This is a genomic window from Rhizobium sp. RAF56, from assembly GCF_052113965.1.
GTDB lineage: Bacteria > Pseudomonadota > Alphaproteobacteria > Rhizobiales > Rhizobiaceae > Rhizobium.
Genome location: NZ_JBFRDU010000011.1, coordinates 142,742 through 167,999, shown reverse-complemented (window position 1 = coordinate 167,999; position 25,258 = coordinate 142,742). Strand labels below are relative to the sequence as shown.

Below are 25,258 nucleotides of genomic sequence, written 5' to 3'. Positions count from 1 at the left end.
TCGACAATATTGTCGACGCCCAACGGGTCTTGGCAGTGCTGGGCAAGCGTCTTGAACGGTTTGGGCTAACGCTTCATCCCGACAAGACGCGGCTCATCGACTTTCGCCCGAGAAAGACGGAGCGAACACGGCATCCAGAAACGGATGCCGTCAACTTCGACTTTCTTGGCCTGACCCACGTATGGGGACGGTCGCGCAAAGGGAAGGACATGGTGATGCAAATCACGGCCAAGGGCCGTTTTGCTCGAGGGCTGGCCGCGGTCAGTGACTGGTGCCGACGAAATCGGCATTGGTCGATCCGCGATCAGCATCGCCACCTCTCCTCGATGCTGCGGGGCCACTTCGCCTACTATGGCGTTGGTGGCAATGGTCGACGTTTGCGATGGTTCGCTCATGAGGTCGTTAGGATATGGCAGAAATGGCTGTCGCGTCGAGATCGCCAAAACGTAGTCCGGTGGACACGCCTCAACGAGATCCTCAAACGACATCCACTGCCGCCAGTCAGGGTCGTCCATAAGTTCGCCACCGTCAGCCAAACTCTACTGTGAGGAACCGGATGCGGGAAATCCGCTCGTCCGGGTCTGTGAGGGGTGGGGATGGTAACGTCCCCACCTACTCGGCGAACGACGCCGTCCGCGTCGCTGAGGAAGTGGCCGACAAGTTGTGTGGGGTGGTTTGCGAAGATCGCATGGTCGGCTTCAATGAGCTCGAAGCCATCCTTTGCGTTGAGTACGGGATTGGCCGCCATTGGATGCAGCGCCTCCGGTAGTTCGCCCGTCGGGTTAATGCGAGCCGCCTCGAATTGCTCGATGCTTACCCGATAGGGCCACACCGGCTCCTCGCGGCTTTCCTCAGACAGCAACTCGGCACGCGGCACGCCGAAAGCCCGGTGCGTGGAGCAATCTTGGTCACAAAGGAGCAGGGCCGGCGACGGCCGGTGCGCGAAATACATGCGGGCGCGCTCGACCGGCGTGTTGATCACGACGACAGTTTCCACCCCCGCCGCGCGCAGTGCAGGTTGTACGCCACCGAGCTGCCCCACCTGACGCCGGCAGAACGGGCAATGCAGTCCACGGAAGAAAGCGATCAGAAACGCCTGACCGCGGAAGTTGCCGAGAGAAACCGGGCCTTCTCGATTTGCCGAGGGAAGCGTGAAGGCGGGCGCGTATTCCCCTGGCTGTAGCGGCTGTATCTGGTCTCCCACGGCATCTGTCCTCGCTGGGCGTTCAAGTAAATGCTGGGCTTGATCCAGGTCCAACCTAACACGCCAAAACACCACTCGCTATGCTCAAGGACCAGGCGGAGTGCGAAGAAGACACGACGGCAACCTCCCCTTCGGCCCCTATGCAGCCATTTCTGATGAGGCATTGGATCGTGACTTGGCGACATTCGTAGCTGTCCTCGCAGACACACCCTAGGACGAGGCGATAGGGCGACCTATCCATCAGGAGCGAAGACCGGCGTTACCAATTTACGCTTCATTTGAGCATCCGCCTAAAGCGATCCTGCGGGCGAATTGGAACGAACAACAGCAAAGGCGAAAGTGCGTTGCAGCAAACGAGGGCATGAATTTTCGTCCACGATGCTGGCTTCGCGCACCCCAAGCGGCTCCACTGATATGTAAATCTCGCCTGCAGTTACTGTAACGTACTTCCCCCCTCACGGAGGTCCCCTACCTTTCGGCAATGGATAAGATCCGATCAGGTGGAGGACTCGCATGGCAGACGAAACGATCAAAGCGTCCCTGAGTGAAGCGCGCCCGGGTCTCAGTCGGCGCGATCTCTTGGTGGCGAGCACCGCGCTGGCGGCGACCGCCGTGTCGCTGTCGGGGACAAATCCGGCAAGGGCGCAGGAGGCGACCGCATCCGGCAAGGCCGGCGGCAAGCCGAACATTCTCATGATCATGGGAGACGATATCGGCTGGTTCAATCCGAGCATCTATCATCGCGGCATGATGGGATATCGCACGCCCAACATCGACCGTATCGGCAACGAAGGCGCGATGTTCACCGACTGGTACGGCGAGCAGAGTTGCACGGCGGGACGCGCGGCCTTCATCACAGGCCAGTCGCCGATCAGGACCGGCCTGACGAAGGTCGGTTTGCCCGGCGCCGACGTCGGCATTCAGCCGGAAGATCCGACCGTTGCGGAGTTTCTGAAGTCACTCGGCTATGCGACCGGCCAGTTCGGAAAAAACCATCTGGGCGACAAGGATGAGTTCCTTCCGATCAATCACGGCTTCGACGAGTTTTTCGGCAATCTCTATCACCTCAATGCCGAGGAAGAGCCGGAGAATCCCGACTATCCCAAGGACCCGACATTTCGCAAACGGTTTGGCCCGCGCGGGGTGATCAAGGCGACTGCCGACGGAAAGATCGAAGACACGGGGCCGCTGACGGTCAAGCGCATGGAGACGGTGGATCAGGAATTTCTTGAAGCGGCCCTCGACTTCATCGACCGCAAGCAAAAAACAGACGCGCCCTGGTTCTGCTATTTCAATTCCACGCGAATGCACGTCAACACCCACCTCAAAGCCGATTCAGTGGGCAAGACAGGCTTGGGCGTTTACTCCGATGGCATGGTCGAACACGATGGCCAAATCGGCCAACTCCTAAAGAAACTCGACGACCTCGGCATCGCCGACAATACCATCGTGGTCTACACAAGCGACAATGGCGCGGAGGTGATGACCTGGCCCGACGGCGGCAACACGCCCTTCCGGGGCGAAAAAGCCACCAACTGGGAAGGCGGTTACCGTGTACCGATGTGCATTCGCTGGCCAGGCGTCATCAAGCCTGGAACCATCCACAACGAAGCGTTTTCGCACTACGACCTGATCCCGACATTCTGCGCCGCGGCAGGCGAACCCGATATCGTGGCCAAGTGCCTGACGGGCTACAAAGCGGGCACCAAGACCTTCAAAGTCCACCTCGACGGCTACAATCTCATGCCGTTCCTGTCGGGAAGCTCTAACGATTCTCCACGGCGCGATTTCCTCTACTGGAACGACGACGGCGAACTGGTCGCCGTTCGCGTGCAGAACTGGAAGGTCGTCTTCAAGTCGCAGGATCACACGGGCATCGGCGTCTGGCGCCAGCCATTCACCGATCTCAGGACCCCCCTTCTCTTCAACCTGCGATCCGATCCATTCGAACGCGGAGATGAGTCCATGGAATATGAGACGTGGTTCTTCGCGAGAGCGTTTGTCGTCGTCCCCTCGCAAGCCATCGTCGCGCAGTGGCTGCAAAGCTTCAAGGAGTTTCCGATCCGTCAGAAGCCCGCCAGCTTCAATCTGGACGCGGTGATGGAGAGCCTTTCAGCTCCGAAGAACTGACGGCACAAGCAGCTGACTTACCTTTGGTCCAGGGAAAGTTCAGTTGGTTTGTAACGTGGTGCTGACCGTTGCTGCGGCCAGCACCAGTTCGTCGAAATAAGACGCGAAGACCCGGTCGGCTGCAAAATCAGTCATTTTTCAAGATCACGTCATTGGAGGACAGTCAGTATGCGAAGGCGAGTTCTAGCGGCGTTGGTTTTCATCACGGGTGCGTCCGCCGCCAATGCTTTTTCGCCGGAAGAACTGGCAAACCGCACCGTAGAGCGCCGAGCCGTCGAGGCGGTCATCTGGGGCATACCGGCGGTCAACTACGACCTGATGCTTCAGGAAATGCTTACAAAGACGAAAGGCAAGGCGAACCAGATCGTTTACTGGTCGAAGCCGCTCGACTGGCACAATCAGACCCTGACGCCGAACCCCGATGCAATCTATCTGATGGCCTTCACCGACACCAAGGACGGACCGGTCGTCATCGAAGTTCCGCCTGCCGAAGGCGGCTCCATCAACGGCAACATCGTCAACGTCTGGCAGATGGCGCTTGAGGATGCCGGGCCGTCCGGAGCCGACCAGGGCAAGGGCGGCAAGTATCTCGTGCTTCCGCCTGATTACACCGGGACGATACCCGACGGGTATATCCCATTGAGGTCCGATACCTTCGGCGGCTATGCGTTGCTGAGGTCAAACCTTGCCAGTCACAGCGACGCCGATGTTGCAAAGTCCGTTGCCTATGCCAAGCGGCTGAAGGTTTATCCGCTGTCGCAGGCCGCGAACCCGCCGGAAACGGTCTTCACCGATGCGGAGGGCGTGGTATTTGATTCCACGATCAAATACGACGCCAGCTTCTTCAAGTCGCTTGACCGGATCGTCCAGACCGAACCTTGGCTGCCACGCGACAAGGTCATGATCGACCAGCTGAAGTCCTTGGGCATCGAGAAAGGCAAGCCCTTCTCGCCGACGGCGGCGATTACGAAGCAGTTGGTGGCAGGCGTGAAGGAAGGACATGAGTGGCTCGAAACCAAATACGAGACGGGCCAGATCCCTTTTTACGAAAACAGCAGATGGAACTTTGCCGCGAACCCGGAGCTGGTGAAAAGCGCACAGGCTGGCTACGGCGAGCCTGAGGCATACCCGGTCGATCTTCGCGCTGTGGCCTACAGCTACGCGTTCGTCGGCTTGAAGCGACTGGGAACCGGCCAGTTCTATCTGATCGCGATCAAGGATAAGGCCGGGCGCAGCCTCGATGGCGGCAAGACCTATAAGCTCACCGTACCCGCCAACGTTCCCGTCCAGCAGTACTGGTCGCTGACCGCCTATGATCGCGAAACCCATGCGCTGATCCGCAATATGTCCCGCGCCAGCCGCTCATCGCAGATCCCCGATCTCCAGAAGAATAACGATGGCTCGGTCGAGCTTTTCCTCGGTCCGAAGGCTCCAAAAGGCAAGGCAGCGAACTGGATTCCAACTGACCCAAAGCGCGAATTCGAAGTGATGTTCCGCCTCTACGGTCCCACGAAAGCGCTGTTCGACAAAAGCTGGGTGCTTCCGGATGTCGAGCAAGTCAGGTGAAGCAGTCTTCCGGGATTGCGCTACCTTCTATCGCTCTAACGTTCGCAGTTGTATAACCAGCGGAAAAAGCGCGCCTTATTGCTCAAGAGGAGATTGCCTTGCCTAGATCATTGCTCCTGTCACTAGCGCTGGCTGTCGGTCTGTCCATCCCATCGATATCCCTGCCGACCGAGGCAAGCGCACAGACCCATATCTCCATTAGTGTTGGAACCAATCTCAATAGAGGCAGGGGAATTAGCTGTAGTCAGGGCGAGAGGCTGCTCCGCAACCGTGGCTTTAGGGACATCCGGCGGATCGATTGTCGTGGTCGTTTCTTCGTTTATCGTGCCTGGAGGGGCGGTAGCCGCTTCGAGATAGCCATCCGGCAGCGCGATGGCCGCGTTGTCGATATGCGCCGCATCAGTGGCAGGCGATAGTGCAGTCTGACGCGAGCTGACCAGGGGTCATAGACGCCGGCAAGACCGAGATGCAGGCGAAGGGCGTTGCGCGAGACCACAAGGGCGGGCTTGCTTCCGATAGGGGATTCCAGAGATCGCGTGCGCCGGCGAGGAACAAGGTCATCCTCCGAGCACCATTCACTAGGGCGCGGCTCTGGCCCGCAGAGCGGAACGCAACCCTTACTCCGTTCCTGTCACCTGCAAGACATCGGCGTATGCTACCGTAAAATACGTTTGTGCGGTGCCTCGCGGCAGTATGCTGCATGTGCTAAGAAAACACGGCCGGAGGGGCACAACGACTTCGCTTAGCTCAAGCTTGGGCACCCCGCCCAAGCCAAATCTTTGATCTCGCAACGATGCGCGCTGAGTAAGGAGATTTCGTATGCGGTATTCTTCCGATAGTCCTGCCGGCAATTTTTCCACTCAGTTCGGTCCGGCCGGTTTCGCGCTGGACTACGCCATGGATGCTGCTCAGCGCGGCATTCTTTTCTGGGATGTCATGCGCAAGCGCGGCAACCAGTATCAAATCCATGCGGCCGCCAAGGCGCCCCACGTTCTGCATTTCGATGCCGAGCTTCTGATCGACGGACGATCGCTGGAAAAACCGGTGAACTACGCGCTGGCGCGGATCGTGCCGCCGGCCGGTGTCGAGATCGACGCGACGCGACGGCCGTTCGTCGTTGTCGATCCGAGAGCCGGGCATGGACCGGGGATCGGCGGCTTCAAGGCGGATAGCGAGATCGGCGTCGCGCTCAAGGCGGGCCACCCATGCTATTTCATCGGCTTTCTGCCTCAGCCGGAGCCGGGCCAGACGATCGAAGACGTGGCGCGGGCGGAAGCGATCTTCCTGGAAAAGGTGATCACACTGCATCCCCAGGCGGAAGCAAAACCTTGCGTCATCGGCAACTGCCAGGCCGGCTGGGCGGTGGCGATACTTGCCGCCATACGTCCAGAACTGTTCGGATCGATTATTCTCGCTGGCGCGCCGCTTTCCTATTGGGCGGGCGTGCGCGGCAAGTATCCCATGCGCTACTCGGGCGGTCTGCTGGGCGGCAGTTGGCTGACAGCCTTGACCGGCGATCTCGGTCACGGCGTGTTCGACGGTGCCTGGCTGGTTCAGAATTTCGAAAACCAGAATCCGGCTAACACCCTTTGGACAAAGCAATACAATCTCTATTCGAAAATCGACACCGAGGCGCCGCGCTATCTCGGCTTCGAAGAGTGGTGGGGCGGTCACGGTTGCCTCAATGCCGAAGAGATCCAGTTCATCGTCGACGAGCTTTTCATCGGCAACAATCTCGCCGCCGGTCGCATCAGCACCTCGAAAGGCGAGGCCGTCGATCTTCGCAACATCCAGGCGCCGATCGTCGTGTTCTGCTCCAAGGGTGACAATATCACTCCGCCACAGCAGGCACTTGGCTGGATCCTCGACCTCTATGAAGACGTCAACGAGATACGCTCGCACGGGCAGACGATCGTCTATACCGTGCACGAAACGATCGGGCACTTGGGGATATTCGTCTCGGCGGGTGTTGCTCGCAAGGAGCATGGGGAGTTCTCAAGCAATATAGACCTCATCGACGCGCTTCCGCCGGGGCTCTATGAAGCGATTTTCGAGCCGAAGACGGAGCAGACCGCCAGCGCGGATCTGGTCGACGGCGATTGGATCATGCGCTGCGAGACGAGGACGCTCGACGATATAAGGGCGCTCGGCGGCAATGGACCCGAGGATGACCGCCGTTTCGCGACCGCGGCGAGGGTATCGGAGATCAATCTCGCGCTTTACCGTTCGTTCCTTCAGCCGTTCGTGCGCATGGCGGCTCCCGATTGGGTGGCCGAACAAATGCGGGCGGCGCATCCGCTGAGATTGCAATACGAGCTGTTTTCCGACCTCAATCCGTGGATGGCGCCGATTGCCGAACTTGCGAAAACTGCGAGCGAGGAACGCTGCCCGGTCAAATCCGACAATCCGTTGCTCGCGGTCGAACAGGCGATGTCCGCGCAGATCGTGGCCGGGCTCGACGCCTGGCAAAACGCCGTGGAAGCGATGTCGGAGGCGGCCTTCCTGTCTGTCTACGGCTCTCCGCTGTTGCAGGCCGCGGTTGGCATCGATCCTTCCGACACCAAGCCGCACCGCCGCGCCAGCAAGACGGGACTGCACCGCCGGGTGCTCGAGGAACGCACCGAGGAGCTTCGGGCCCGCATCGGGCAGGGTGGTCTCCGCGAGTGCCTGGCACGCAGCTTGCTTTACGTGGCCATGGCCGGCGGAGGCGCCGACGAGCGCGGGTTTGCAGCTATCCGCCGGATGCGCCGAACCGAAGAGCGGGCGATGTCGCTCGGGGAATTCAAGGCCCTTATCCGCGAGCAGTACCTGACGCTGCTGATCGATGAAGATGCGGCGCTCGACGCGATACCGCGCCTGCTGCCAAGCGATGAGACAACCCGCCGCGAGGCCTTGGCGTCGCTGCAACAGGTGCTGAGCGCGCGTGGTCCGCTGTCGGATGAGGCGGAGAAACGCTGGCAGAGGATCGTCGGGCTCTTCGGGGTTGCCGAAGAGCCGCTTGCGGAGCCGGTCCCGCGGGCAACGCCCGCGACGGTAACCGCAATCGCAGGGCGGCGCAAAAGCCTGCCACCGAGCCGATAGCGGTCGGTTGAGACCGACATTTCAACGGGAGCTTTGCAGATGCCGGACAGGGAAAGCGTTGGGGAAGCAGGGCGTCATGAAAAGTATGAACGGTTGATAGAAAGGGCAAAGCAAGTCCTGCCGATGGCAACGATCGTCGCGCATCCGTGCGACGAGACCTCTTTGAGGGGTGCGCTCGAGGCGGCCGCGATGGGGCTGATACGCCCCGTGCTGGTGGGGCCGCGACAGAAGATCGAAGCGGTCGCGAAGTCGCACGGCCTCGACATTTCCTCCTTCGAGATGGTCGATACGCCGCATAGCGATGCCGCCGCGGCTCGTTCCGTGGAGCTCATTCGCGAGGGCCGGGGCGAACTTCTGATGAAGGGCAGTCTGCACACGGATGAGCTGATGAAGGCGGTGACTTCCTCGACTACCGGCTTGCGGACGGCGAGGCGGATCAGCCACGTTTTCGTCATGGACGTGCCTGATCATGCCGAGACGCTTTTCATCACCGATGCCGCAATCAACATCGCCCCCGATCTCGACACGAAACGCGACATAATCCAGAACGCCATCGACCTTTTTACGCAGATCGGTCTCGGGACGCCGCGAGTGGCGATCCTCTCTGCCGTGGAGACGGTCACCTCGAAAATTCCCTCGACGATCGACGCCGCCGCGCTGTGCAAGATGGCGGAACGCGGGCAGATCACTGGCGGTATTCTCGACGGACCGCTTGCCTTCGACAATGCGATCGATCCCGAGGCAGCGAGGATAAAAGGCATCCAGTCGCCCGTTGCCGGTCACGGCGAGATCCTGGTGGTCCCAAATCTCGAAGCCGGCAACATGCTCGCCAAGAACCTCTCGTTTCTGGCAAGGGCGGATGCGGCGGGCATCGTGCTCGGCGCCCGCGTACCGATCATACTGACATCACGGGCGGATTCGGTTCGCACGCGCCTGGCCTCGTGCGCGGTCGGCGTGCTGCTCGCCGACGCCCGTCGCCGCGCCGCGGCGATTAAGGACGGTTGATCGTCCGCCGGATTTGAGCGGAATGCGTCGCAATCGAGGTTGGCCAAGAAAAAGGATCGCCCATGATTCCGCAAGTGAAAGCCAAGTTCCTGGAAGGAAAACGCGGCCTGGTGGTCGGTATCGCCAACGATCAGTCGATCGCCTGGGGATGCGCGCGCGCGTTCCGCGCGCTCGGCGCGGAGGTGGCGGTGACCTATCTCAACGACAAGGCGAAACCGCACGTGCAGCCGCTGGCCGAGGCGCTCGAAGCGCCGATTTTCATGCCGCTCGACGTCGCTGTGGCGGGTCAGATGGAAGCCGTTTTCGAGCGCATCGCCGAGCAATGGGGCGAGATCGACTTTGTCGTCCATTCCATCGCGTTTTCTCCGAAGGAGACCCTGCAGGGGCGGGTCGTCGACGTGCCGCGCGACGGTTTCCTGAAGACCATGGACATATCCTGCTGGTCGTTCATGCGCATGGCGCACCTCGCCGAGCCCCTGATGAAACGGGGCGGTGCGCTGTTCACCATGACCTATTACGGCAGCCAGATGGTGGTGAAGAACTACAACGTCATGGGCGTCGCCAAGGCGGCGTTGGAGAGCGCGGTGCGCTACATCGCTGCCGAGCTCGGCCCGAAAGGCATCCGCGTGCACGCAATCTCGCCGGGACCGCTCGCGACGCGCGCGGCCTCCGGCATTCCCGAGTTCGACGAGCTCCTGGACAAAGCGCAGGAGACAGCGCCGACCCGCAGCCTCGTGTCGATCGACGACGTCGGCATGGCGACGGCATTCCTCGCGCACGACGCCGCGCGGCTGATCACAGGCGATACCATCTATATCGACGGCGGCTATCACATCATCGACTGAGACCGCCGGGCCTCATGACGTCATGTCGGCCACGACATGCCGAATGCTGTGGTCCTCGACGTAGTCCGCGGGCTGCTTCTGACGCTTGCCGAGGTCCGGTTTTGCGAACTTCACGCGTTCATAGGGGATCGACTGCAGAATATGCGATATGCAGTTGACCCGGGCGCGCTCCTTGTCGTCGGAGGGCACGATCCACCACGGCGCGTGGTTGCTGTCCGTCCGTCGCAGCATTTCGTCATAGGCACGCGTATAGTCCCACCAGCGCTGATAGGATTCGACATCCATCGGGCTCAGCTTCCATTGGCGCGTGGGGTCGTCAATCCTGCGCCGGAAGCGACGTTCCTGTTCCTCTTCGCTGACGGTCAGGAAGTATTTGAGCAGAATGACCCCGCTTTCGACGATCGCAGCCTCGAAATTGGGGGCCAGTTCGAGGAAGCGCTGGACCTTCTTCTCGGGGCAGAAGCCCATGACGCGATCCACGCCGGCGCGATTGTACCAACTGCGGTCGAAGATCACGATTTCGCCGGCCGCCGGCAGGTGCCCGATATAGCGCTGCATGTAGATCTGCGACTTCTCGCGGTCGTTGGGGGCGGGGAGCGCCACGACGCGAAAGACGCGCGGGCTGACCTTCTCCGTTATACGCTTGATCATGCCGCCTTTTCCGGCGGCATCGCGGCCTTCGAAGATGATGACGATCCTGACGCCGGATTTCTTCACCCATGCCTGTAGATGCGCCAGCTCGATCTGGAGCCGCTTCATTTCCTTTTCGTAGTCCCAGGATTTCTTCTTTTTCTTGTCCTTTTCCTTGCCCTTGTGCACGGCGTCTGTATCTTCAGTTTTTAGATCGTCGATATTGTCCATCTTTCCCTCCATCTATGCTCAACCTGGATGCGCGTCTCTGGCAGACGGCCAGCATTGGCGCGCCGGCTGGGATGTCGCTTCGAAGCCAGTCTCCCTTGAAACCGGCCGGGCCGCAAAACGCTGGAAGACTGCCGATCACCTTGGGCTCCCAGTATTTCCTTGCTTACTTCGCGTTGTGTCCGGCGGCTGCGCCCGACGGATTGACCCGTTTTTAGTGCTCCAGGAAGACGTAGTTCATCCAGCTGCTCATCCGCAGCAGGACCTTTCGAAGGATCGCGACGTGATGCCAGTGATCGGTGTAGACCGCTACCTCCGCCACCACGCCGCCGGGCAGCTGATATCCGTCCATCCTTTCGGTTATCTCGATTTGCGCCAAAGTCTGGCCCGCCTGGAGGCGCTCCGGCGAGAGCGGATCGAGCAGTGCGCCCGTCGGCTGCAGCTGACCCTGCGCCATCACGTCGATGATTTGCTTGACGCGCGCCTTGAAGATCTTGCCCGGTACCGCCCTGAACGCCACCTCGGCCTCGTCGCCTGCGCGCACGCGCTGCAGCGAATTCTGAATGAAGGCGGCGGCCAGCATCCGATCTTCATCGTTGATGAACACCATCACCGGGCGAAGCGGCAGCGGGTTGGCCATCATGCCCGGGCGCAGGAAAACCTGGGTCACGAAACCGTGGCCCGGGGCGCGTACAGTCGTCTGGTCGAGTTCGAATTGGGCGTTCTCCAGTTCCGCCTGCAGCCGCGCGACGGTTGGATTGACGCCGTTTATCTCCGATTCATAGGCGAGCCTTGCCTGTGAGGCCTGGGCTTTTGCGGTATCGAGGGTAGCCTCCGCCGTGAGGTAAATTCCGCGCCGGTTGTCGACTTCCAGTTCGGAGTAGACCCCCGACCGGCCACTGGCGGCCGCATTGTCATTCGATTGCTGCACTCGGGTATAGCTTTGCTGGGCGCGATCGCGCGAGGAAATCGCTCCGGTGACGGCAGCGTCCGCCCCCTCCAACGCGGCTTTGAGCTGCAATACGTTCTGCTTTGCCTCGGCGAGTGCTGCCTTCTTCTGGTCGACCGCGAACTGATAGGGGCGGGGATCGATGCGGAAAAGGACGTCGCCTTTCTCAAGCGGCGTGTTGGCGACGACCGGCACCTCGATCACCTGGCCCCCGACAACGGGGATGACCGGCGTGGACGTAAAGTAAATGCGTCCGTCGCTCGAATAGGGATGATTGTAGCTCATCAGGAGCAGCAACGCCCCGATCAAAAAAACACCGCCGAGTACGGCGGTCGCCAGTGTCCATTGGTTCACAGGGATCCTGAATACCTTGAAGACCGTCCAGCAGATCGCCGCGTATGTGAGTATGAGAAGCAGATCCATCAGGCCTTCTCCCTCTCCGAAGCCGGGGCCTCGAGCTCGGCGATCCGTGCGTGAAGACGGGCGATTTCGGCGGTGGCTTCGGCTTTGTCGGGGAGCGTGCCGTCGGGCCGCATGCCCCAGCCGCGATCCTCGCGGTAAAGGGTCGCCCAGATGAAGAGAAAGGGCCAGATGACGTGCAGCGTAAACAGGCTTACCCAGCCTGCGACATGGATGGCGTCCTGATGAGGGTGATTGCGCGCCTTGGCCATCAGATGCGGGATGTCATGGATCGCGATCACCGCGTAGAAAAGCGTGATCACCATGAAGATCAGCACGCCGAGTGCAAAATAGTCGAGAAACACGGTTCCTCCTTCTCGGCTGCAGACGTCAGCCATCGGTAGCAGTGTGAAGGAAGACTAGACCTACGGCGGCGCAAAAGCCCGTAGCATCACGTAATATCTATCGGCGGCTGGCCCCTAGGGAAACGGACGGCGCGGCGCCTGCATCTGAAGCGTAGCGTTCCCGTATTTGAGGCATAGTTCTGAAACCCGGCGGAACACAGACCGTCGTCCGCGTTTAATCGTTGCGACTAAAGCGATCTTTCCAGTGAGGTTGCGGGCGCAAGCCGACAGTTGCGACGTTTGCGGTAGGCTGAGACGAGCCATTACGCACATGCCCGCCAGTTCGCGCCACTTTTTGCGTAGGCTCGCGTAACTTACGTCGCCAGCTTAAGCCTTTGCCATATAATGACTTAATCTGCTTGACGCGAGTACGGCGGCGGGGGGTGGGATGACGGCGGGAGATAGCAATTCGACACCATTATCCGCTCTCGAAGTTGCCGAAGCGCATTTCCCTGAGCAGGCGGGCAAGGTGCAGCATCTGTTTCTGAAGGACGAGACCTTCCGCAGCATGTGCGAAGATCTGGCCGTCGCTGTCGAGACGTTGACCCACGTCGCGCGTCTGCCCGATCACCTACGCGAAACTCGACGGCAGGAATATGCGAGCCTGGTCGAGGCCTTGGTGCATGAGATCGATGAGGCGCTTTCCCAATCGAAGGTCGTCATCCTCAGGCGGTCGGTCGGGAATAAGCCCAGGCCATAGTCAGATGCGTCGATAAAGCCGCCGAAACGCTCACCTCTGCCGCGCGCTGAGGCCAACGCGCGGGAGCCGCTGGAATCCAGCTCCGAGCCCCCATTATTCCACTGGGGGCTCCCAGGTAAGGAATAGTCCGGCGTCGCCGGGGATGCCTTCGGGGAAGTTGATGATCAACGCTTTCAGGCCGTAGCCCTGCGGCCGCGCCTGTATTTCGAAGAGATCGTAGAGTTCCCTCGCCTTGCCCTGCAACGTGTCCTGCCAGCCGGCCAGATGATTGTTGATGGCACGACCGCTGTCGGTGCAAAAGCTCGATGGAAAACTGTAGACCATCGCTTCATACTTGCCGTCAGCGGCAGCCTTCATAACAAGGCGCTTGATCATCGCGCGCTCGTTGTCGTCGATGTGCTTGCGGAAAAAGTCTTCGATGAATTCCGCATGCTTCTCGGCCTCGCGCGCCTTTTTCTTGTCTTCGCGCTCCATCTCCAGCATCTGCAACTCGAGCGCACGTTTGCGCAATTCGTCGGCGCTGGCCATGGGTTTGGGAGTCGTGGTTTCGGGTCCTGTCATCACCATATCCTCCAACATTCCTGTGCATGATAAGGTGACCGCGCCGGATCGGGCAACAAGATACACCTCGAATAGAGGTAGTATACGGTATGTTACGCATGTGCGAAATGCGGCCGAGTATCGCTGCCTTTTCACTGTCCGACGATAGTCGGTTCCACTGGCGTCACCGTCGTCATCCCGGCCGCTTTAAGGCCTGATAGGAAACGTGCCTGGTCCTCTGGACGATTAAGACGCACGGCAACTTCGCGCTGGACATGATCGACGAGCATCGGTGCATTGGCCTTCAGCCAATTCAATTCCTCGCTCGCCTCGTCCAGCTTGCCCGCCGCGCCCAGAACCGCGAGCAGAACGAGGTGATGCATGGGATTGTATTTGAGGTTCGCCATGCGAGCCCAAAGCTCGGCCGCCTGATTGTCGCCTCTCATATACGCGCATAGCGCCATGCCGACCTCATAGTATCCCTTGGGGCCTGAGCTGCGGCCGATGGCACCCGCCATCAACTCGCAGCCGCTATCCCATCGGCCCGACATGGCGAGGCGGAAGCCGTATTCGCCCGCCACTTCCGTATCGTTGGGGTTGATCGCATAGGCCGAGGCACCTGCCCTGAGGGCAGCAGCGATATCGCCCTTGAAGAAACTGACCAACATGACGGCCTGCAGCGCCCGCGCATTCTGGGGGTCGAGGTCCGCCGCTCGCTGCGCGGCATCCTCCGCCAATTCCAGGGGATGTCTGGAGGGAGGGGACCCGACTTGGTACTGGAACCGCACCTCGTCGAGGTAAGTCAAAGCAAGCAAGGCCCAGTAGGTGGAGTTGGTGGGCAGCCGCTGGGTGGCCTGCTTCAGGCAATCGCTGACAGCCCCATGGTTCTCCGGGTTCAGGTCGACGCGGTAGCTGTAGTAGGATCGCATGCAGGCGTAGCCTTCCCAATCGCTTCCCGCGAGCTTCGCGACCTCAGCAGCATCCGACTGGAACACGAAGCCATAGGGATCAGCGACCGCGGTTGCGATGCGCTGGCCAACGTTGGACTGGACGTCGAGCGTGTTCTGCGCGCGCAGGTCGGCATCATAGTTGTTCGCCCAGATGACGGCGTCATCCGCGGAACGGACAAGCCGGACGATCAAACGAAGCTTATCGTCTTCGACCCGGACGCTGCCTTGCAGGGTGAAAAACCGCGCCTCCGTTCCGGTCTCCGCCTCCGAGGCCGATTTGGCGATGACGACGATCTCCTTGAACTTCGCGAGCTGGCCGACGACTTCGTCGGTCAATCCCTTGGCAATTTCCGACGTACCGTTCTTGTCGGTGATATCGAGGAAGGGCTCGACGATGATCTTTGGCTGGTCGGCCCCGCCGATCATGGATGGCGCCTGATGGGTCGCTGCGAAAAACGACGCGGTCGGGTACAGCATGGCAACCGACGGCACCACAACCAAAGCCGCGGCAAGTGCAAGCCAGGTCCAGACCCGAAAGAAGTTGCGATCCTTCCGTCGGCGCAATGGCGAACTTTCAGGCGCCTCGGTCCGTTCCGAAAGGCTGGCGGAGGGTTGGACTTCATCGGCCGCCTCCGCCGTGCCTGCGGCATAGCTGAAGAAGGGGACGTATCCGCCCTTCGGAATGGTGATGACGATGTGGTCGCTGTTGCCCGCGACGAGATAGTAACGCTCGAGTGCTCGACGGATCCGGCCAGCCTCTATCCTTACCACCGGGTCGTTCTGCGCATCGAAGGACGCTTCCCGCGCAAAGACGTCCTGCGCGATGGTGTAGGCTTTCAGGGATTCGGAGCGCCCGGCAAGCGTCTCTTCCACCACAAATTCCAGGAACCTCCGGCCTCGACCGGGCGCGTGAAATTCGGCGCTGGAAAGTATCCGCTCGAGTTCGTCGCGGATTTCCTGCGGCTTGGGACCAGCAACGCCCTCGGCGTCCGCTCGCATAGTCTGCATCAGAGCCCCCAAGCGCATCCACTCAAAGAAAGGATCATGCGCAAGTTGAAAATGTTACGGCATCCGCGTCACCAAAGACGCGCGGCGCCGTCGAACAGCCAGTCACCTCGTAGCCATCTGCATGCCGCTCTATCTTAGAGCGCTAATATGAAGGGCTGCAACACAATTGTCTGAGCGTTCCAGCTGAAGGCGACATCCGAAAGTGGTGCAACGGAGATCAAAGCGAAGCAACCGGATAAGGGGCTCCTACTGCAGCCACCCACCCTCAAAGCCGGCGCGACGCAGGCCTGTCACCACCGGTTCGCATCTGCGCATGATGTTCCACAACAGACCGGTTCGATAGTTTTCGATCATCAAGCCAACCGGCCCCTGATCGATGCCGAAATGATAAGGGCTCACCCACCATCCGGCCGGACTGTCTTCGACCGCGAAGGTTTGATTGAAAGAAGGCTTGAATCCATAAAGCTTTGTCATGCCGAGATGCATATCGGCAAAGTTGCGGATGGTCGGCACGACGATTTCGGGCGCGAACGGCAAGGAGGCGACGACGACCCATGGCGCGACCGTTCCATCGTCGGGGCCGAACGGGGCACCCCGCGCGGCGTAGTCGTAGAACTCCCGCTCGACGCCGCCGATATCGCGTTTGATCCACCCCGGTCCGTCGCATGCTGTAAAACCCCAGCAATGCTCTCCGTAGCCGGCGAAGTTCAGCGGATTGCGGATCGCATATTCCTGCTGGACGTAGGTGGCGTGGCGGCTGTTCTGGAAATAGTCGCTGTCATGATCGCGCATGAAGTCGTCGCGAATACCTCGAAAATCGATCCACATGTGCGACAGCTGGTGCGTGAAGAGCGGACCGGAATAGAGCAACTCGCGGCCGAACAAATTCCGCCAGTCGTAGGATTCGGTGTAGGCGGTAAAGGACTCCGGCGGAAGCGGATACGTCGGAGAGCCCAGTCCGAGTATATAGAGCAGCAGGCCCTCGTCATAGCCGCGCCAGCGGTAGGGTATGAAACCGTTCTCCGGCCGCCAGCCGTGGGTCAGCGTTGCGCCGTGGTCACGCGCCCAGTTCCAGTCCGCCCGTTCATAGAGGGCCGTGCCCAACTGCCGGATTTCCGCCTCGTCGGCGCTGTCACCATCAAAATAGGTGGCCGCGGTCAGCGCCCCCGCGAACAGGAAGGCGGAATCGATGGTCGACAATTCGCATTGCCATACCCGGCGACCGGTTTCTATGTCGAGAAAATGATAGAAGAAGCCCTTGTAGCCAGATGAATCAGGCTCGGGACCTTGTGGTAGCTCGATTAGATAGCGCAGGCGTCGCCGCGCTAGCTTTGCTGCAAATTGACGGATGATGACGCCCCGCTCGACGAGTACCGGCAGGGTCGCAAGCGCCATGCCGGTCGCCGAGATGCTGGACGGCGCCGACGGCTCGGTCTTGTCCCTGACCAGGCCGTTGTCGGGGTTGCTGCATTGCAGATAGTACAGCAACGTCGTGAACTGCAGCCTTTCGAGATCGCGATCGGCCAGATGATCAAGATCGGAGTGGGTCGAAAGCACGTCCACCATGTCGTTCACCAGCCCTCATGAAGATGCCGCATAGCCACCATTCAAAGGTGAGCTGAACGCCGAGGCGCAGCGCGGGCGCCACGCCTCAGGCGTTGTCTCCTTCCGTCGAGGTACCCTTCGCGTGCGGCGAGCCCGCGCCGGCACCCCATCGCCAACCGCTGATCGCAGGCATGTCGTCGCCGTGCTTTTCGATGTACTGCCTGTGTTCGAGCAGCTTGTCATGGATCGCCTGCTTGAAATAGGCAGCGCGGGCGCCCAGTTGCGGCAGTCTGTCGATGACGTCCTCGGCGAGGTGGAAGCGATCGAGTTCGTTGAGCACCACCATGTCGAAGGGAGTCGTCGTCGTGCCTTCCTCCTTGTAGCCCCGCACATGCAGGTTGCCATGGTTCGAGCGCCTGTATGTCAGCCTGTGGATCAGCCAGGGATAGCCGTGGAAGGCAAAGATGATCGGCTTGTTCGTCGTGAACAGCGCGTCGAAATCCCGGTCGGTCAGGCCGTGCGGATGCTCCTCCGCAGGCTGGAGTTTCATCAGGTTCACGACGTTGATGACGCGTATCTTCAACTCCGGCAAATGCTCGCGCAGCAACTCTACCGCGGCAAGGGTCTCCAGCGTCGGCACGTCGCCGCAGCAGGCCATGACGACATCCGGTTCGCCATCCCTGTCGTTGCTCGCCCATGCCCAGATGCCAAGCCCGGCGCTGCAATGCTTGACCGCCTCGTCCATGGTCAGCCACTGCGGCGCGGGCTGTTTGCCGGCCACGACCACGTTGACGTAGTTGCGGCTGCGTAGGCAATGGTCTGTGACCGACAGCAGCGTGTTTGCATCCGGCGGCAGATAGACCCGGATCACGTCCGCCTTCTTGTTGACGACGTGGTCGATGAAGCCTGGGTCCTGGTGGCTGAAGCCGTTGTGGTCCTGGCGCCAGACATGGGAGCTCAGGAAGTAGTTCAGCGATGCGATGGGCCGCCGCCACGGAATGTCGTTGCAGACCTTCAGCCATTTGGCGTGTTGGTTGAACATCGAGTCGATGATGTGAATGAAGGCTTCATAGCAGGAAAAGAAGCCGTGCCGCCCGGTCATCAGGTAGCCTTCCAGCCAACCCTGGCATTGATGCTCGCTCAACACCTCCATCACCCGGCCGTCCGGCGAAAGATGATCGTCCTCCGGATAGATTTCGGCCATATAGCAGCGGTCGGTGACATCAAGCACATCCTGCCAGCGGTTCGAATTGTTTTCGTCCGGACTGAACAGCCGGAAATTCTTGGCTTCGAGATTGAGCTTCATCACGTCGCGCAGGAATTTACCCATCGCGCGGGCTGACTCCGCCGTGGTCGCGCCGGGGCTCGGAACGGAGACTGCATAGTCCCGGAAATCAGGCATCCTCAATTCGCGCAGCAGCAGTCCGCCGTTCGCATGCGGATTGTCGCTCATGCGGCGGTGCCCCTGAGGCGCGAGCGATGCCAGCTCGCCGTTGAAGCCGCCCGCCTCGTCGAAGAGCTCTTCCGGCCGGTAGCTTTTCATCCACTGCTCAAGAATGCGGATATGCTCTTCCTTGTCCATGTCGCCCATCGGCACCTGGTGCGCGCGCCAATAGTCCTCGCACTTCTTGCCGTCGATCTCGGCGGGGCAAGTCCAGCCCTTCGGTGTCCGGAAGACGATCATCGGCCATGCCGGGCGTTTCAAATTGCCGTTGTTGCGCGCGTCGGCCCAGATGCCGTGGATCTCCGCGACGGCCGCATCGAGCGCGCCCGCCAATTGCTGATGCACATCCGAAGGGTCGTGTCCCTCGACGAAGTGGGGCTTGTAGCCCATGCCCTCGAAAAACTTCTGCAGTTCGTCCCTGGGAATGCGGGCGAGGAAGCAGGGATTGGCAATCTTGTAGCCGTTCAGGTGCAGGATCGGCAGCACGGCCCCGTCGCGCGCCGGATTGAGGAATTTGTTGCCGTGCCAACCGGTCGCAAGCGGACCAGTCTCGGCCTCGCCGTCGCCAACGACGCAGGGAACGATCAGGTTCGGGTTATCGAAGGCGGCACCGTAGGCGTGGCTCAGCGCATATCCAAGCTCGCCGCCCTCGTGGATGCTGCCGGGGGTTTCAGGAGCGACGTGGCTAGGAATGCCGCCGGGGAAGCTGAACTGCTTGAACAGCCGCTGCATGCCCTCCGTATCCTGGGTGATATTCGGATAGACCTCAGTGTAGGTCCCTTCCAGATAGGCGTGGGCAACCAGGGCGGGACCGCCGTGTCCCGGCCCGATGATATAGACCATCTCCAGGTCGTCGCGCTTGATCACGCGGTTGAGATGGACATAGAGCATGTTCAGCCCCGGCGATGTGCCCCAGTGGCCGAGCAGCCGCGGCTTGATGTGCTCTCGCTTCAGCGGTTGTTTCAGCAACGGATTGTCGAGGAGATAGATCTGCCCGACGGACAGATAGTTGGATGCCCGCCAGTAGGCGTCCATCAATCGAAGCTCTTCAGAGGACAAGACACCTGTCGAATTGGCGTCTGCGGCAAGCCTTGCGTTCTTTGTTGTCTCAAGCGAAACCATCGGAGCCTCCCCTTTGAAGTCGAGACGTTCGTCGCTAGATCGAGTATCTGAAAATTGTAGATGCGGCCGCGACAGTTTCAAGGCGCTCCTCCGCCTGAAACACGTCATCGTCAATAGACATTCAATTGGGTCTGGTGAGCCGGCTCAGCAACTCTGGTCTGCAAACGTCGCCGCTGCCGCCTCCCACATCGACCGCTACTTTGTCACAAAATATGCCGCGCGCACAGCTAAATTAGGGCAACGAGCGGCGGCCTGGAGCGGCCGATTGGCGCATCTTCCAACGACGCAGTCCGCCGAGAAGGCCATGTCGCGAATTCTTCGCTTGCCGGGTTTGCTGGCGCGTGACTACATTGAGGCGCGACGTCGCCCTGCCCGTTTTCCGAGCGAGTGAAGCCATGGATACGATCCTTGTCGTCAATGCCGGCTCATCCAGTCTGAAATTCGAGATCTTCGCCACCGATGGCGGTCTCAGGAAACTGGCCAAGGGTCAGATGGAGGGGATCGGCACGGCGCCGCAATTGCGCGTCAAGGGCGCCGGCGGCGAAATTCTGGTCGATCAGAACCACTCGCCCGGGGACGTTCCGGACCTGCCTGCGGCCATGCGTCTGGTCGGTGCCTGGCTTCGCGAGAAGCACGAGGGACGGCTTGTGGCGGTAGGGCACCGGGTCGTGCATGGCGGTGCGGAGTACGAGCGGCCGGTTCTGATTGACGACAAGGTCATTCGCGATCTCGAAAAACTCGTCCCGCTCGCGCCGCTGCATCAGGAGAACAATCTGGCGCCAATCCGCGCGGTGATCGAGCGCCGGCCGGACCTGCCGCAGGTCGCCTGTTTCGATACGAGCTTTCATCGCGGCCACAGCGTCGTGGCGGATCACTATGCGATCCCCGAGCATTTCTTTGCCGAGGGCGTCCGGCGCTACGGTTTTCATGGTTTGTCCTATGAGTATATCGCGGGCCGGCTTCGGGAGGTCGCGCCTGACATTGCCGGCGGTCGCGTGATCGTCGCCCATCTCGGCAGCGGAGCGTCGCTCTGCGCGCTCTCAAACGGACGTAGCGTCGAAACGACGTTCGGCTTCACCGCGCTTGACGGGATTCCCATGGGCACGCGATGCGGCCAGATCGACCCCGGCGTCCTCCTCTACCTGCTCCAACAGCGAGGGATGGCGCCGCGTGAGGTGCAGGACCTGCTCTACAAGGAATCCGGGCTGAAAGGCCTCTCCGGCATGAGCAACGATGTGCGTGCGCTGCTGGCCAGCGACAGTCCGCAGGCCTCACTCGCCCTTGAACATTTCGTCTACCGCATCGGATTGAGCGCGGGCGCGCTGACGGCGGCGCTGGGCGGTCTCGACGCATTTGTCTTCACCGCCGGCATCGGCGAGAACTCGCCTGACATCAGGGCGAGGATTGCTGCGACGCTTTCATGGCTCGGCGCGGAAGTGGACGTGGAGAAGAACGCCGAACAGGCGCTGCTGATCTCGACGCCGGCAAGCAAGGTGAGGCTTTACGTGGTCCCGACCGACGAGGAACTGATGATCGCGCGTCACACGCTCGGCCTGATCGGCGGATAGCAAACCCCCTCAACGGTGCGCATGCGTGAGGTCTAGGCGGCGGGAGCAAAGATCCCGGTCTCCGTCTAGGGTCCGCCGACCGGGATCTTCCACCGTCCAGCCGGGGTGCGAAGCACGGCAAGTGTTATTTGAAGCTCTAGCGAGCGCGGGTCCAACAGGGCTGCCGAAACCGCTTTACCGCGCATTAATATCCACGATCGCTGTCCGGAAACGAAACAGCCCGGCGATCGTCTGATCGCCGGGCTGTTGTTCATTCCGTCGTCTCGTTCAACCGCGCGTGGCGCTCATTCGTCCGCTTGGCTGCTTGGCGGGCCGGGATTGGAGCAGTCGTTCCGCCCATGCGCCGAAGCCGAGGCCAAGGATCGTCCAGAGCGCCAGATGCATCGCAAAGGTCGTCGCGCGGAACTGCCAAAGGACGACCGCCGAAAACTGCTCCGGAACCTCGTTGACCGTGGGCAACAGATACTGGGCGAGCGCCACGACGGCGAGGAAGGCCACGCCACTGAGAATGGCCGCGTTCCATTTTCCGTAACGTGCCGCCAGCCCGCGCATCAGCGCGATCGACATCGACAGAGCCGCGATCGAGATGAGGATCATCACGAAGAACAATTCCGTTCTTGCGCCGATCGTATCCGGGTTACCGACTGCCGGCGGGTTGGCCGGATACTTGATGCCGGGAACGAGGACGATCGCGACGAAGGCGCCGAGGGCGACAAGCGCAGCAGTGGCGCGTGGGCCGAAGGGGCTGACGCGGCCATGGACGTAGGCGAAAACGAGCGAGAAGATGCCGCCAATGGCGGCACCGTAGATGATGACTGCGGTGAACAGGCCAATGCCCGCCTGGGTGGCGCGGCTGACGAGTTCCGGCTCTGGCGCCTCACCGGCGGTCAGGGCTACCTGTTCCTCGAAGGCGATCGCATGATCGACGAGCGGTTCGCCGAAGATCCGCGCCAGAAAAAACACGACAAGACCCGCGAGCACGCCGACCAGCATGCCGCGCAGCAAAAGACGACCAACCATGTGTTTAGCCCCTTAGTGGCACGGAAAACCGAGCAGATGGCGACCGTCATGCACGAATTCGTGCACGTACATGCCGGAGATCAGGGAGGTTGCGCCTTCCTCCGCGCCGATGAAATAGATCGCGAGCAGCATCAGGATGCCGGCAAAAATCGCCCAGGGCAGGATCTCACCAAGCGGAATCGGCGTCGGGACGGCCGTGGGTGCAAATACGGTATCGGACATTCTCTCAGTTCCTTCAAAGAATAACGCGTTCCATTTACGGAAGGGCTCTCGCGGGGTGAGTCTGACTCTCGAAAGGAGAATGCTTTTCCCTGTCGATTACAGTGGCGCGACCGCGCCGGGCTTTCACCGGCTTCCACACCCGCAAGCCTAAGTTTATATCTGTCGGCCGAGTCGGATGTCAATGAACGTTCGCGGCGCGCGATGGCGCGTTCTGCTCAGCGCAGCGAGGAGAGACGAGACGTGAAAGGCCGCTTAAGCCTGATCTGCCACGGGCCGACGATCAGCAATAGGGAGGGCCGCTTTCCCGCGGACGAGCCGCTTGAGGAGCGAGCGGCATCGCAGGTGGACCGGCTCCTGCCACGGCTTGGATCCATCGGCAGCGTCTCGACGAGCCCCGCGTTGCGCGCCCGGCAGACGGCAGCCGCGCTCTCCCGCGAATATACGGTCGAGCCTCGTCTTCGCGAATGTGACTACGGCCGATGGCGGGGTCTGAGCATTGCGGATCTGGCTGAAACGGAACCGGAGGCGCTGGCGCTCTGGATGACGGATTTTTCAGCCGCGCCCCATGGCGGCGAGACCCTACTTTCCGTGCTCGACCGTGTCGACAGCTGGTTGAATGCACGGATCGGCGACAGCGGCCACGCCGTCGTCGTTACCCACGCCACCGTGGTACGCGCCGCCATCCTCCATATTCTCGGGGCTCCGACGCAGGCGTTCTGGAGAATGGATGTAGAGCCTTTCTCCATCACCGAAATGACGACGGACGGAAATCGCTGGCAACTGCGGTTGACGAATGCCGTGCGCTGAGCCGTCTATCGCTCATTCCTGGCGCCGCGCCGTTCCCAATAGAAGAGATAGCCGGTCATGACGAGGCTGAGGGCTGCAAGGCCGAACCAGGTGACGGCGTAGATCAGATGGTTGTTGGGAAAGACAAGCTGCGTCAGGCCGCCAACGGGCATTCCGCCGGGATTGGGCGTAGCATCGGCATCGATGAAATAGGGAATTTCGCCCTGAAGTCCACGGTCGGCGGCAATCGCCGCGACGTCGCGCGAATACCAGCGCTCGTCGCCCGGATCGTTGGAGCGTAGCAGCGTTCCCTTCGGTTCACTGAGCCGCAGGAGCCCGGTCACCGTCGTCGGCCCTACGATCTCTCCGGCCGTTCGTGTCGCGGGATCGCGATGATCGGTCGGCACGAAGCCGCGATTGATGATCGTCACCGCGCCGCTGGCGGCCTTTAGCGGCGTGAGCACCCAGTAGCCGGGTCCGAGATCGGTGACGGCGTAGACCTGGGTTTCCTTGTCGTTGAGGAAGATGCCGGCCACCTGGACGCGGCTATATTCGTAGTCCGCGGGATCGGCTTTCAGCCACTCGTCCATCGCCGGCGCCGGTCGCGGCGGGGCATGCACGCGGGCCTCGATGCGGGCGATGAGTGCCCGTTTTCCGTAGAGCCGCGCCACCTGCCAGGAACCGAGCGCCAGAAAGGCGGCGCTAAGCCCGATGAGGAGGATGGCCCATAGTCCGAAGCGCAGCGCAGAATGCGGCCGAGGGACGGAGACGGCACGAGAGGAACTGTCTTTCACGGCATGAAACTCCGGCAAGATCAGGCGGCTGCCCGCAACGCGTCGTGGCGGCAGGAAAGGTGGGGCGGCCGTCAGCCGCCCACGCCGGTCATCATGGCATGTTGCGCATCATCTCGGGAGACATCGGCATCATATTGATGTTGAGATTGTGCATGACCCAGAGCGAACCGCTGAGCGCGATCACCACGAGCACCATGGTGAAGATGAAGGCCATCATGTTCCAGCCGCCTTCCGACTTCGTGTTCAGGTGCAGGAAGTAGACCATGTGCACGACGATCTGGATGGCGCCCATCAGCATAATCAGCCCGGCGGTGACGATGGGGCTGTCGAACACCTTCGCCATGACCAGCCAGAAGGGAATGGCGGTCAGCACGACGGACAGGATGAAGCCCGTCATGTAGCTCTGGAACGTTCCGTGATCGGCCGCATGACTGCTGTGGCCGTGGTGGCCGTCGTCGGAATGGTCGGTGTGCGCGTTCGAGCTCATCGAAGAACTCCCATCAGATAGACGAAGGAGAAGACGCCGATCCAGACGACGTCGAGGAAATGCCAAAACATGCTGAGGCACATCAGGCGGCGCTGGTTGGCGGCGATGAGGCCGCGCTGACGCACCTGGACCATCAGCGTGACCAGCCAGACGATGCCGATGGTCACGTGCAGGCCGTGGGTGCCGACGAGCGTGAAGAAGGCGGAGAGGAAGGCGCTGCGCTGCGGGCCGGCGCCTTCCTGGATCAGATGCCAGAACTCGTTGAGCTCCAATCCAATGAAAACCGCGCCGAAAATGCCGGTGACGGCGAGCCAGAAGAGCGTGCGCTGCTTGTTGTTCTTCACCATCTCCAGCATGGCGAAGCCATAGGTGATGGAGGATAAAAGCAGCATCGCCGTGTTGACCGCTACCACCGGCAGCTCGAACAGGTCGGCGGCCGAGGGACCGGCGGCGTAGCTGCGGCTCAGCACCGCAAAGGTGGCAAAGAGGACGGCGAAGATCAGGCAGTCGCTCATGATGTAGAGCCAGAAGCCGAGCATGGTGCTCTCTTCGGGATGGTGCTCTTCCGCCAGATAGAAGACGGGGGCCTCGCCCTTGGCGAGGACTGTTTCAGCGTGCATTGTCGTCATTC

20 protein-coding genes and 2 pseudogenes are annotated in these 25,258 nt (G+C 61.0%); 9 read left to right on the top strand and 13 right to left on the bottom strand.

Features of this window, described 5'->3' with window-relative positions:
* Nucleotides 1–548: pseudogene (locus AB4048_RS11875) on the top strand (group II intron reverse transcriptase/maturase); the annotation flags it as partial.
* Between the two features lie 74 nt (nt 549–622).
* Here the strand turns inward: AB4048_RS11875 and AB4048_RS11870 are convergent.
* Nucleotides 623–1,204, bottom strand: a pseudogene (locus tag AB4048_RS11870) (redoxin domain-containing protein); the annotation flags it as partial.
* Between the two features lie 513 nt (nt 1,205–1,717).
* Here AB4048_RS11870 and AB4048_RS11865 point away from each other — a divergent pair.
* The 5 genes from AB4048_RS11865 (at nt 1,718) to fabI (ending at nt 9,831) form a co-directional block, all read left to right on the top strand.
* Entirely contained in the window at nt 1,718–3,334 is a 1,617-nt protein-coding gene (locus tag AB4048_RS11865; RefSeq protein ID WP_442202155.1) for an arylsulfatase, read from the top strand.
* 168 nt (nt 3,335–3,502) lie between these two features.
* Entirely contained in the window at nt 3,503–4,900 is a 1,398-nt protein-coding gene (locus tag AB4048_RS11860; RefSeq protein ID WP_442202154.1) for a DUF1254 domain-containing protein, read from the top strand.
* 819 nt (nt 4,901–5,719) lie between these two features.
* Nucleotides 5,720–7,981 (top strand): DUF3141 domain-containing protein, encoded by a 2,262-nt coding sequence (locus tag AB4048_RS11855; protein WP_442202153.1) that lies wholly within the window; start codon nt 5,720–5,722, stop codon nt 7,979–7,981.
* A gap of 39 nt (nt 7,982–8,020) precedes the next feature.
* Complete coding sequence (locus AB4048_RS11850) at nt 8,021–8,986, top strand: phosphate acetyltransferase (RefSeq protein WP_442202152.1); 966 nt, start codon at nt 8,021–8,023, stop codon at nt 8,984–8,986.
* Nucleotides 8,987–9,048: 62 nt separating this feature from the next.
* Nucleotides 9,049–9,831: an enoyl-ACP reductase FabI gene (gene fabI / locus AB4048_RS11845; RefSeq protein ID WP_442202151.1), complete on the top strand. Its 783-nt coding sequence runs from the start codon at nt 9,049–9,051 to the stop codon at nt 9,829–9,831.
* 12 nt (nt 9,832–9,843) lie between these two features.
* On the opposite strand, the gene ppk2 is transcribed toward fabI, so the two are convergent.
* The 3 genes from ppk2 to AB4048_RS11830 form a co-directional block, all read right to left on the bottom strand.
* Nucleotides 9,844–10,692, bottom strand: a complete 849-nt coding sequence (ppk2, locus tag AB4048_RS11840; RefSeq protein WP_442202150.1) for a polyphosphate kinase 2 — start codon at nt 10,690–10,692, stop codon at nt 9,844–9,846.
* Nucleotides 10,693–10,903: 211 nt separating this feature from the next.
* Nucleotides 10,904–12,061: an HlyD family secretion protein gene (locus AB4048_RS11835; RefSeq protein ID WP_442202149.1), complete on the bottom strand. Its 1,158-nt coding sequence runs from the start codon at nt 12,059–12,061 to the stop codon at nt 10,904–10,906.
* Nucleotides 12,061–12,402, bottom strand: coding sequence for a DUF3302 domain-containing protein (locus AB4048_RS11830; RefSeq protein ID WP_442202148.1), 342 nt, complete (start codon nt 12,400–12,402; stop codon nt 12,061–12,063). The genes AB4048_RS11835 and AB4048_RS11830 overlap by 1 nt, the downstream gene beginning before the upstream one ends.
* Nucleotides 12,403–12,829: 427 nt before the next feature.
* Between AB4048_RS11830 and AB4048_RS11825 the strand changes: the two genes are divergently transcribed.
* The gene (locus AB4048_RS11825) at nt 12,830–13,141 is read left to right on the top strand and encodes a hypothetical protein (protein ID WP_442202147.1); all 312 of its coding nucleotides are present in this window, start codon (nt 12,830–12,832) and stop codon (nt 13,139–13,141) included.
* A gap of 93 nt (nt 13,142–13,234) precedes the next feature.
* Here the strand turns inward: AB4048_RS11825 and AB4048_RS11820 are convergent, their stop codons facing one another.
* From AB4048_RS11820 to AB4048_RS11805, 4 genes are all read right to left on the bottom strand, one after another.
* Nucleotides 13,235–13,702, bottom strand: a complete 468-nt coding sequence (locus AB4048_RS11820) for a hypothetical protein (RefSeq protein ID WP_442202146.1) — start codon at nt 13,700–13,702, stop codon at nt 13,235–13,237.
* 131 nt (nt 13,703–13,833) lie between these two features.
* Nucleotides 13,834–15,639 (bottom strand): hypothetical protein, encoded by a 1,806-nt coding sequence (locus tag AB4048_RS11815; RefSeq protein WP_442202145.1) that lies wholly within the window; start codon nt 15,637–15,639, stop codon nt 13,834–13,836.
* A gap of 246 nt (nt 15,640–15,885) precedes the next feature.
* Nucleotides 15,886–17,205 (bottom strand): glucoamylase family protein, encoded by a 1,320-nt coding sequence (locus AB4048_RS11810; protein WP_442202163.1) that lies wholly within the window; start codon nt 17,203–17,205, stop codon nt 15,886–15,888.
* Nucleotides 17,206–17,290: 85 nt separating this feature from the next.
* Nucleotides 17,291–19,750, bottom strand: coding sequence for a phosphoketolase family protein (locus tag AB4048_RS11805; RefSeq protein ID WP_442202144.1), 2,460 nt, complete (start codon nt 19,748–19,750; stop codon nt 17,291–17,293).
* A 395-nt stretch (nt 19,751–20,145) separates the two neighbouring features.
* On the opposite strand from AB4048_RS11805, the gene AB4048_RS11800 reads away from it, so the two are divergent.
* The gene (locus AB4048_RS11800) at nt 20,146–21,318 is read left to right on the top strand and encodes an acetate/propionate family kinase (protein WP_442202143.1); all 1,173 of its coding nucleotides are present in this window, start codon (nt 20,146–20,148) and stop codon (nt 21,316–21,318) included.
* A gap of 267 nt (nt 21,319–21,585) precedes the next feature.
* Here AB4048_RS11800 and AB4048_RS11795 read toward each other — a convergent pair whose 3' ends face one another.
* Together AB4048_RS11795 and AB4048_RS11790 are read right to left on the bottom strand one after the other, a co-directional pair.
* Nucleotides 21,586–22,338 (bottom strand): CbtA family protein, encoded by a 753-nt coding sequence (locus tag AB4048_RS11795; protein ID WP_442202142.1) that lies wholly within the window; start codon nt 22,336–22,338, stop codon nt 21,586–21,588.
* 12 nt (nt 22,339–22,350) lie between these two features.
* Nucleotides 22,351–22,560, bottom strand: a complete 210-nt coding sequence (locus AB4048_RS11790; RefSeq protein WP_442202141.1) for a CbtB domain-containing protein — start codon at nt 22,558–22,560, stop codon at nt 22,351–22,353.
* 240 nt (nt 22,561–22,800) lie between these two features.
* Between AB4048_RS11790 and AB4048_RS11785 the strand changes: the two genes are divergently transcribed.
* Nucleotides 22,801–23,367 carry a histidine phosphatase family protein gene (locus tag AB4048_RS11785; protein ID WP_442202140.1) on the top strand — a complete coding sequence of 189 codons (567 nt, stop codon included), beginning with the start codon at nt 22,801–22,803 and terminating at the stop codon, nt 23,365–23,367.
* A gap of 5 nt (nt 23,368–23,372) precedes the next feature.
* Here the strand turns inward: AB4048_RS11785 and AB4048_RS11780 are convergent, their stop codons facing one another.
* The 3 genes from AB4048_RS11780 to cyoC all read right to left on the bottom strand — a co-directional run bounded on the left by AB4048_RS11780 (nt 23,373) and on the right by cyoC (nt 25,256).
* Nucleotides 23,373–24,140, bottom strand: a complete 768-nt coding sequence (locus AB4048_RS11780) for an SURF1 family protein (RefSeq protein WP_442202139.1) — start codon at nt 24,138–24,140, stop codon at nt 23,373–23,375.
* 91 nt (nt 24,141–24,231) lie between these two features.
* On the bottom strand, nt 24,232–24,627 hold the full coding sequence (gene cyoD, locus AB4048_RS11775; RefSeq protein ID WP_442202138.1) for a cytochrome o ubiquinol oxidase subunit IV: 396 nt from the start codon (nt 24,625–24,627) through the stop codon (nt 24,232–24,234).
* Nucleotides 24,624–25,256, bottom strand: a complete 633-nt coding sequence (cyoC, locus tag AB4048_RS11770; protein WP_442202137.1) for a cytochrome o ubiquinol oxidase subunit III — start codon at nt 25,254–25,256, stop codon at nt 24,624–24,626. Before cyoC ends, cyoD begins: the two co-directional genes overlap by 4 nt.
* Between the last annotated feature and the right edge of the window lie 2 nt (nt 25,257–25,258).

Bases quoted from the DNA above. Each gene is read 5' to 3' on its own strand.
- AB4048_RS11865 (WP_442202155.1), top strand. From the start codon at position 1,718: ATGGCAGACGAAACGATCAAAGCGTCCCTGAGTGAAGCGCGCCCGGGT.
- AB4048_RS11860 (WP_442202154.1), top strand. From the start codon at position 3,503: ATGCGAAGGCGAGTTCTAGCGGCGTTGGTTTTCATCACGGGTGCGTCC.
- AB4048_RS11855 (WP_442202153.1), top strand. From the start codon at position 5,720: ATGCGGTATTCTTCCGATAGTCCTGCCGGCAATTTTTCCACTCAGTTC.
- AB4048_RS11850 (WP_442202152.1), top strand. From the start codon at position 8,021: ATGCCGGACAGGGAAAGCGTTGGGGAAGCAGGGCGTCATGAAAAGTAT.
- fabI (WP_442202151.1), top strand. From the start codon at position 9,049: ATGATTCCGCAAGTGAAAGCCAAGTTCCTGGAAGGAAAACGCGGCCTG.
- ppk2 (WP_442202150.1), bottom strand. From the start codon at position 10,692: ATGGACAATATCGACGATCTAAAAACTGAAGATACAGACGCCGTGCAC.
- AB4048_RS11835 (WP_442202149.1), bottom strand. From the start codon at position 12,061: ATGGATCTGCTTCTCATACTCACATACGCGGCGATCTGCTGGACGGTC.
- AB4048_RS11825 (WP_442202147.1), top strand. From the start codon at position 12,830: ATGACGGCGGGAGATAGCAATTCGACACCATTATCCGCTCTCGAAGTT.
- AB4048_RS11820 (WP_442202146.1), bottom strand. From the start codon at position 13,702: ATGACAGGACCCGAAACCACGACTCCCAAACCCATGGCCAGCGCCGAC.
- AB4048_RS11815 (WP_442202145.1), bottom strand. From the start codon at position 15,639: ATGCAGACTATGCGAGCGGACGCCGAGGGCGTTGCTGGTCCCAAGCCG.
- AB4048_RS11810 (WP_442202163.1), bottom strand. From the start codon at position 17,205: ATGGTGGACGTGCTTTCGACCCACTCCGATCTTGATCATCTGGCCGAT.
- AB4048_RS11805 (WP_442202144.1), bottom strand. From the start codon at position 19,750: ATGGTTTCGCTTGAGACAACAAAGAACGCAAGGCTTGCCGCAGACGCC.
- AB4048_RS11800 (WP_442202143.1), top strand. From the start codon at position 20,146: ATGGATACGATCCTTGTCGTCAATGCCGGCTCATCCAGTCTGAAATTC.
- AB4048_RS11795 (WP_442202142.1), bottom strand. From the start codon at position 22,338: ATGGTTGGTCGTCTTTTGCTGCGCGGCATGCTGGTCGGCGTGCTCGCG.
- AB4048_RS11790 (WP_442202141.1), bottom strand. From the start codon at position 22,560: ATGTCCGATACCGTATTTGCACCCACGGCCGTCCCGACGCCGATTCCG.
- cyoD (WP_442202138.1), bottom strand. From the start codon at position 24,627: ATGAGCTCGAACGCGCACACCGACCATTCCGACGACGGCCACCACGGC.
- cyoC (WP_442202137.1), bottom strand. From the start codon at position 25,256: ATGACGACAATGCACGCTGAAACAGTCCTCGCCAAGGGCGAGGCCCCC.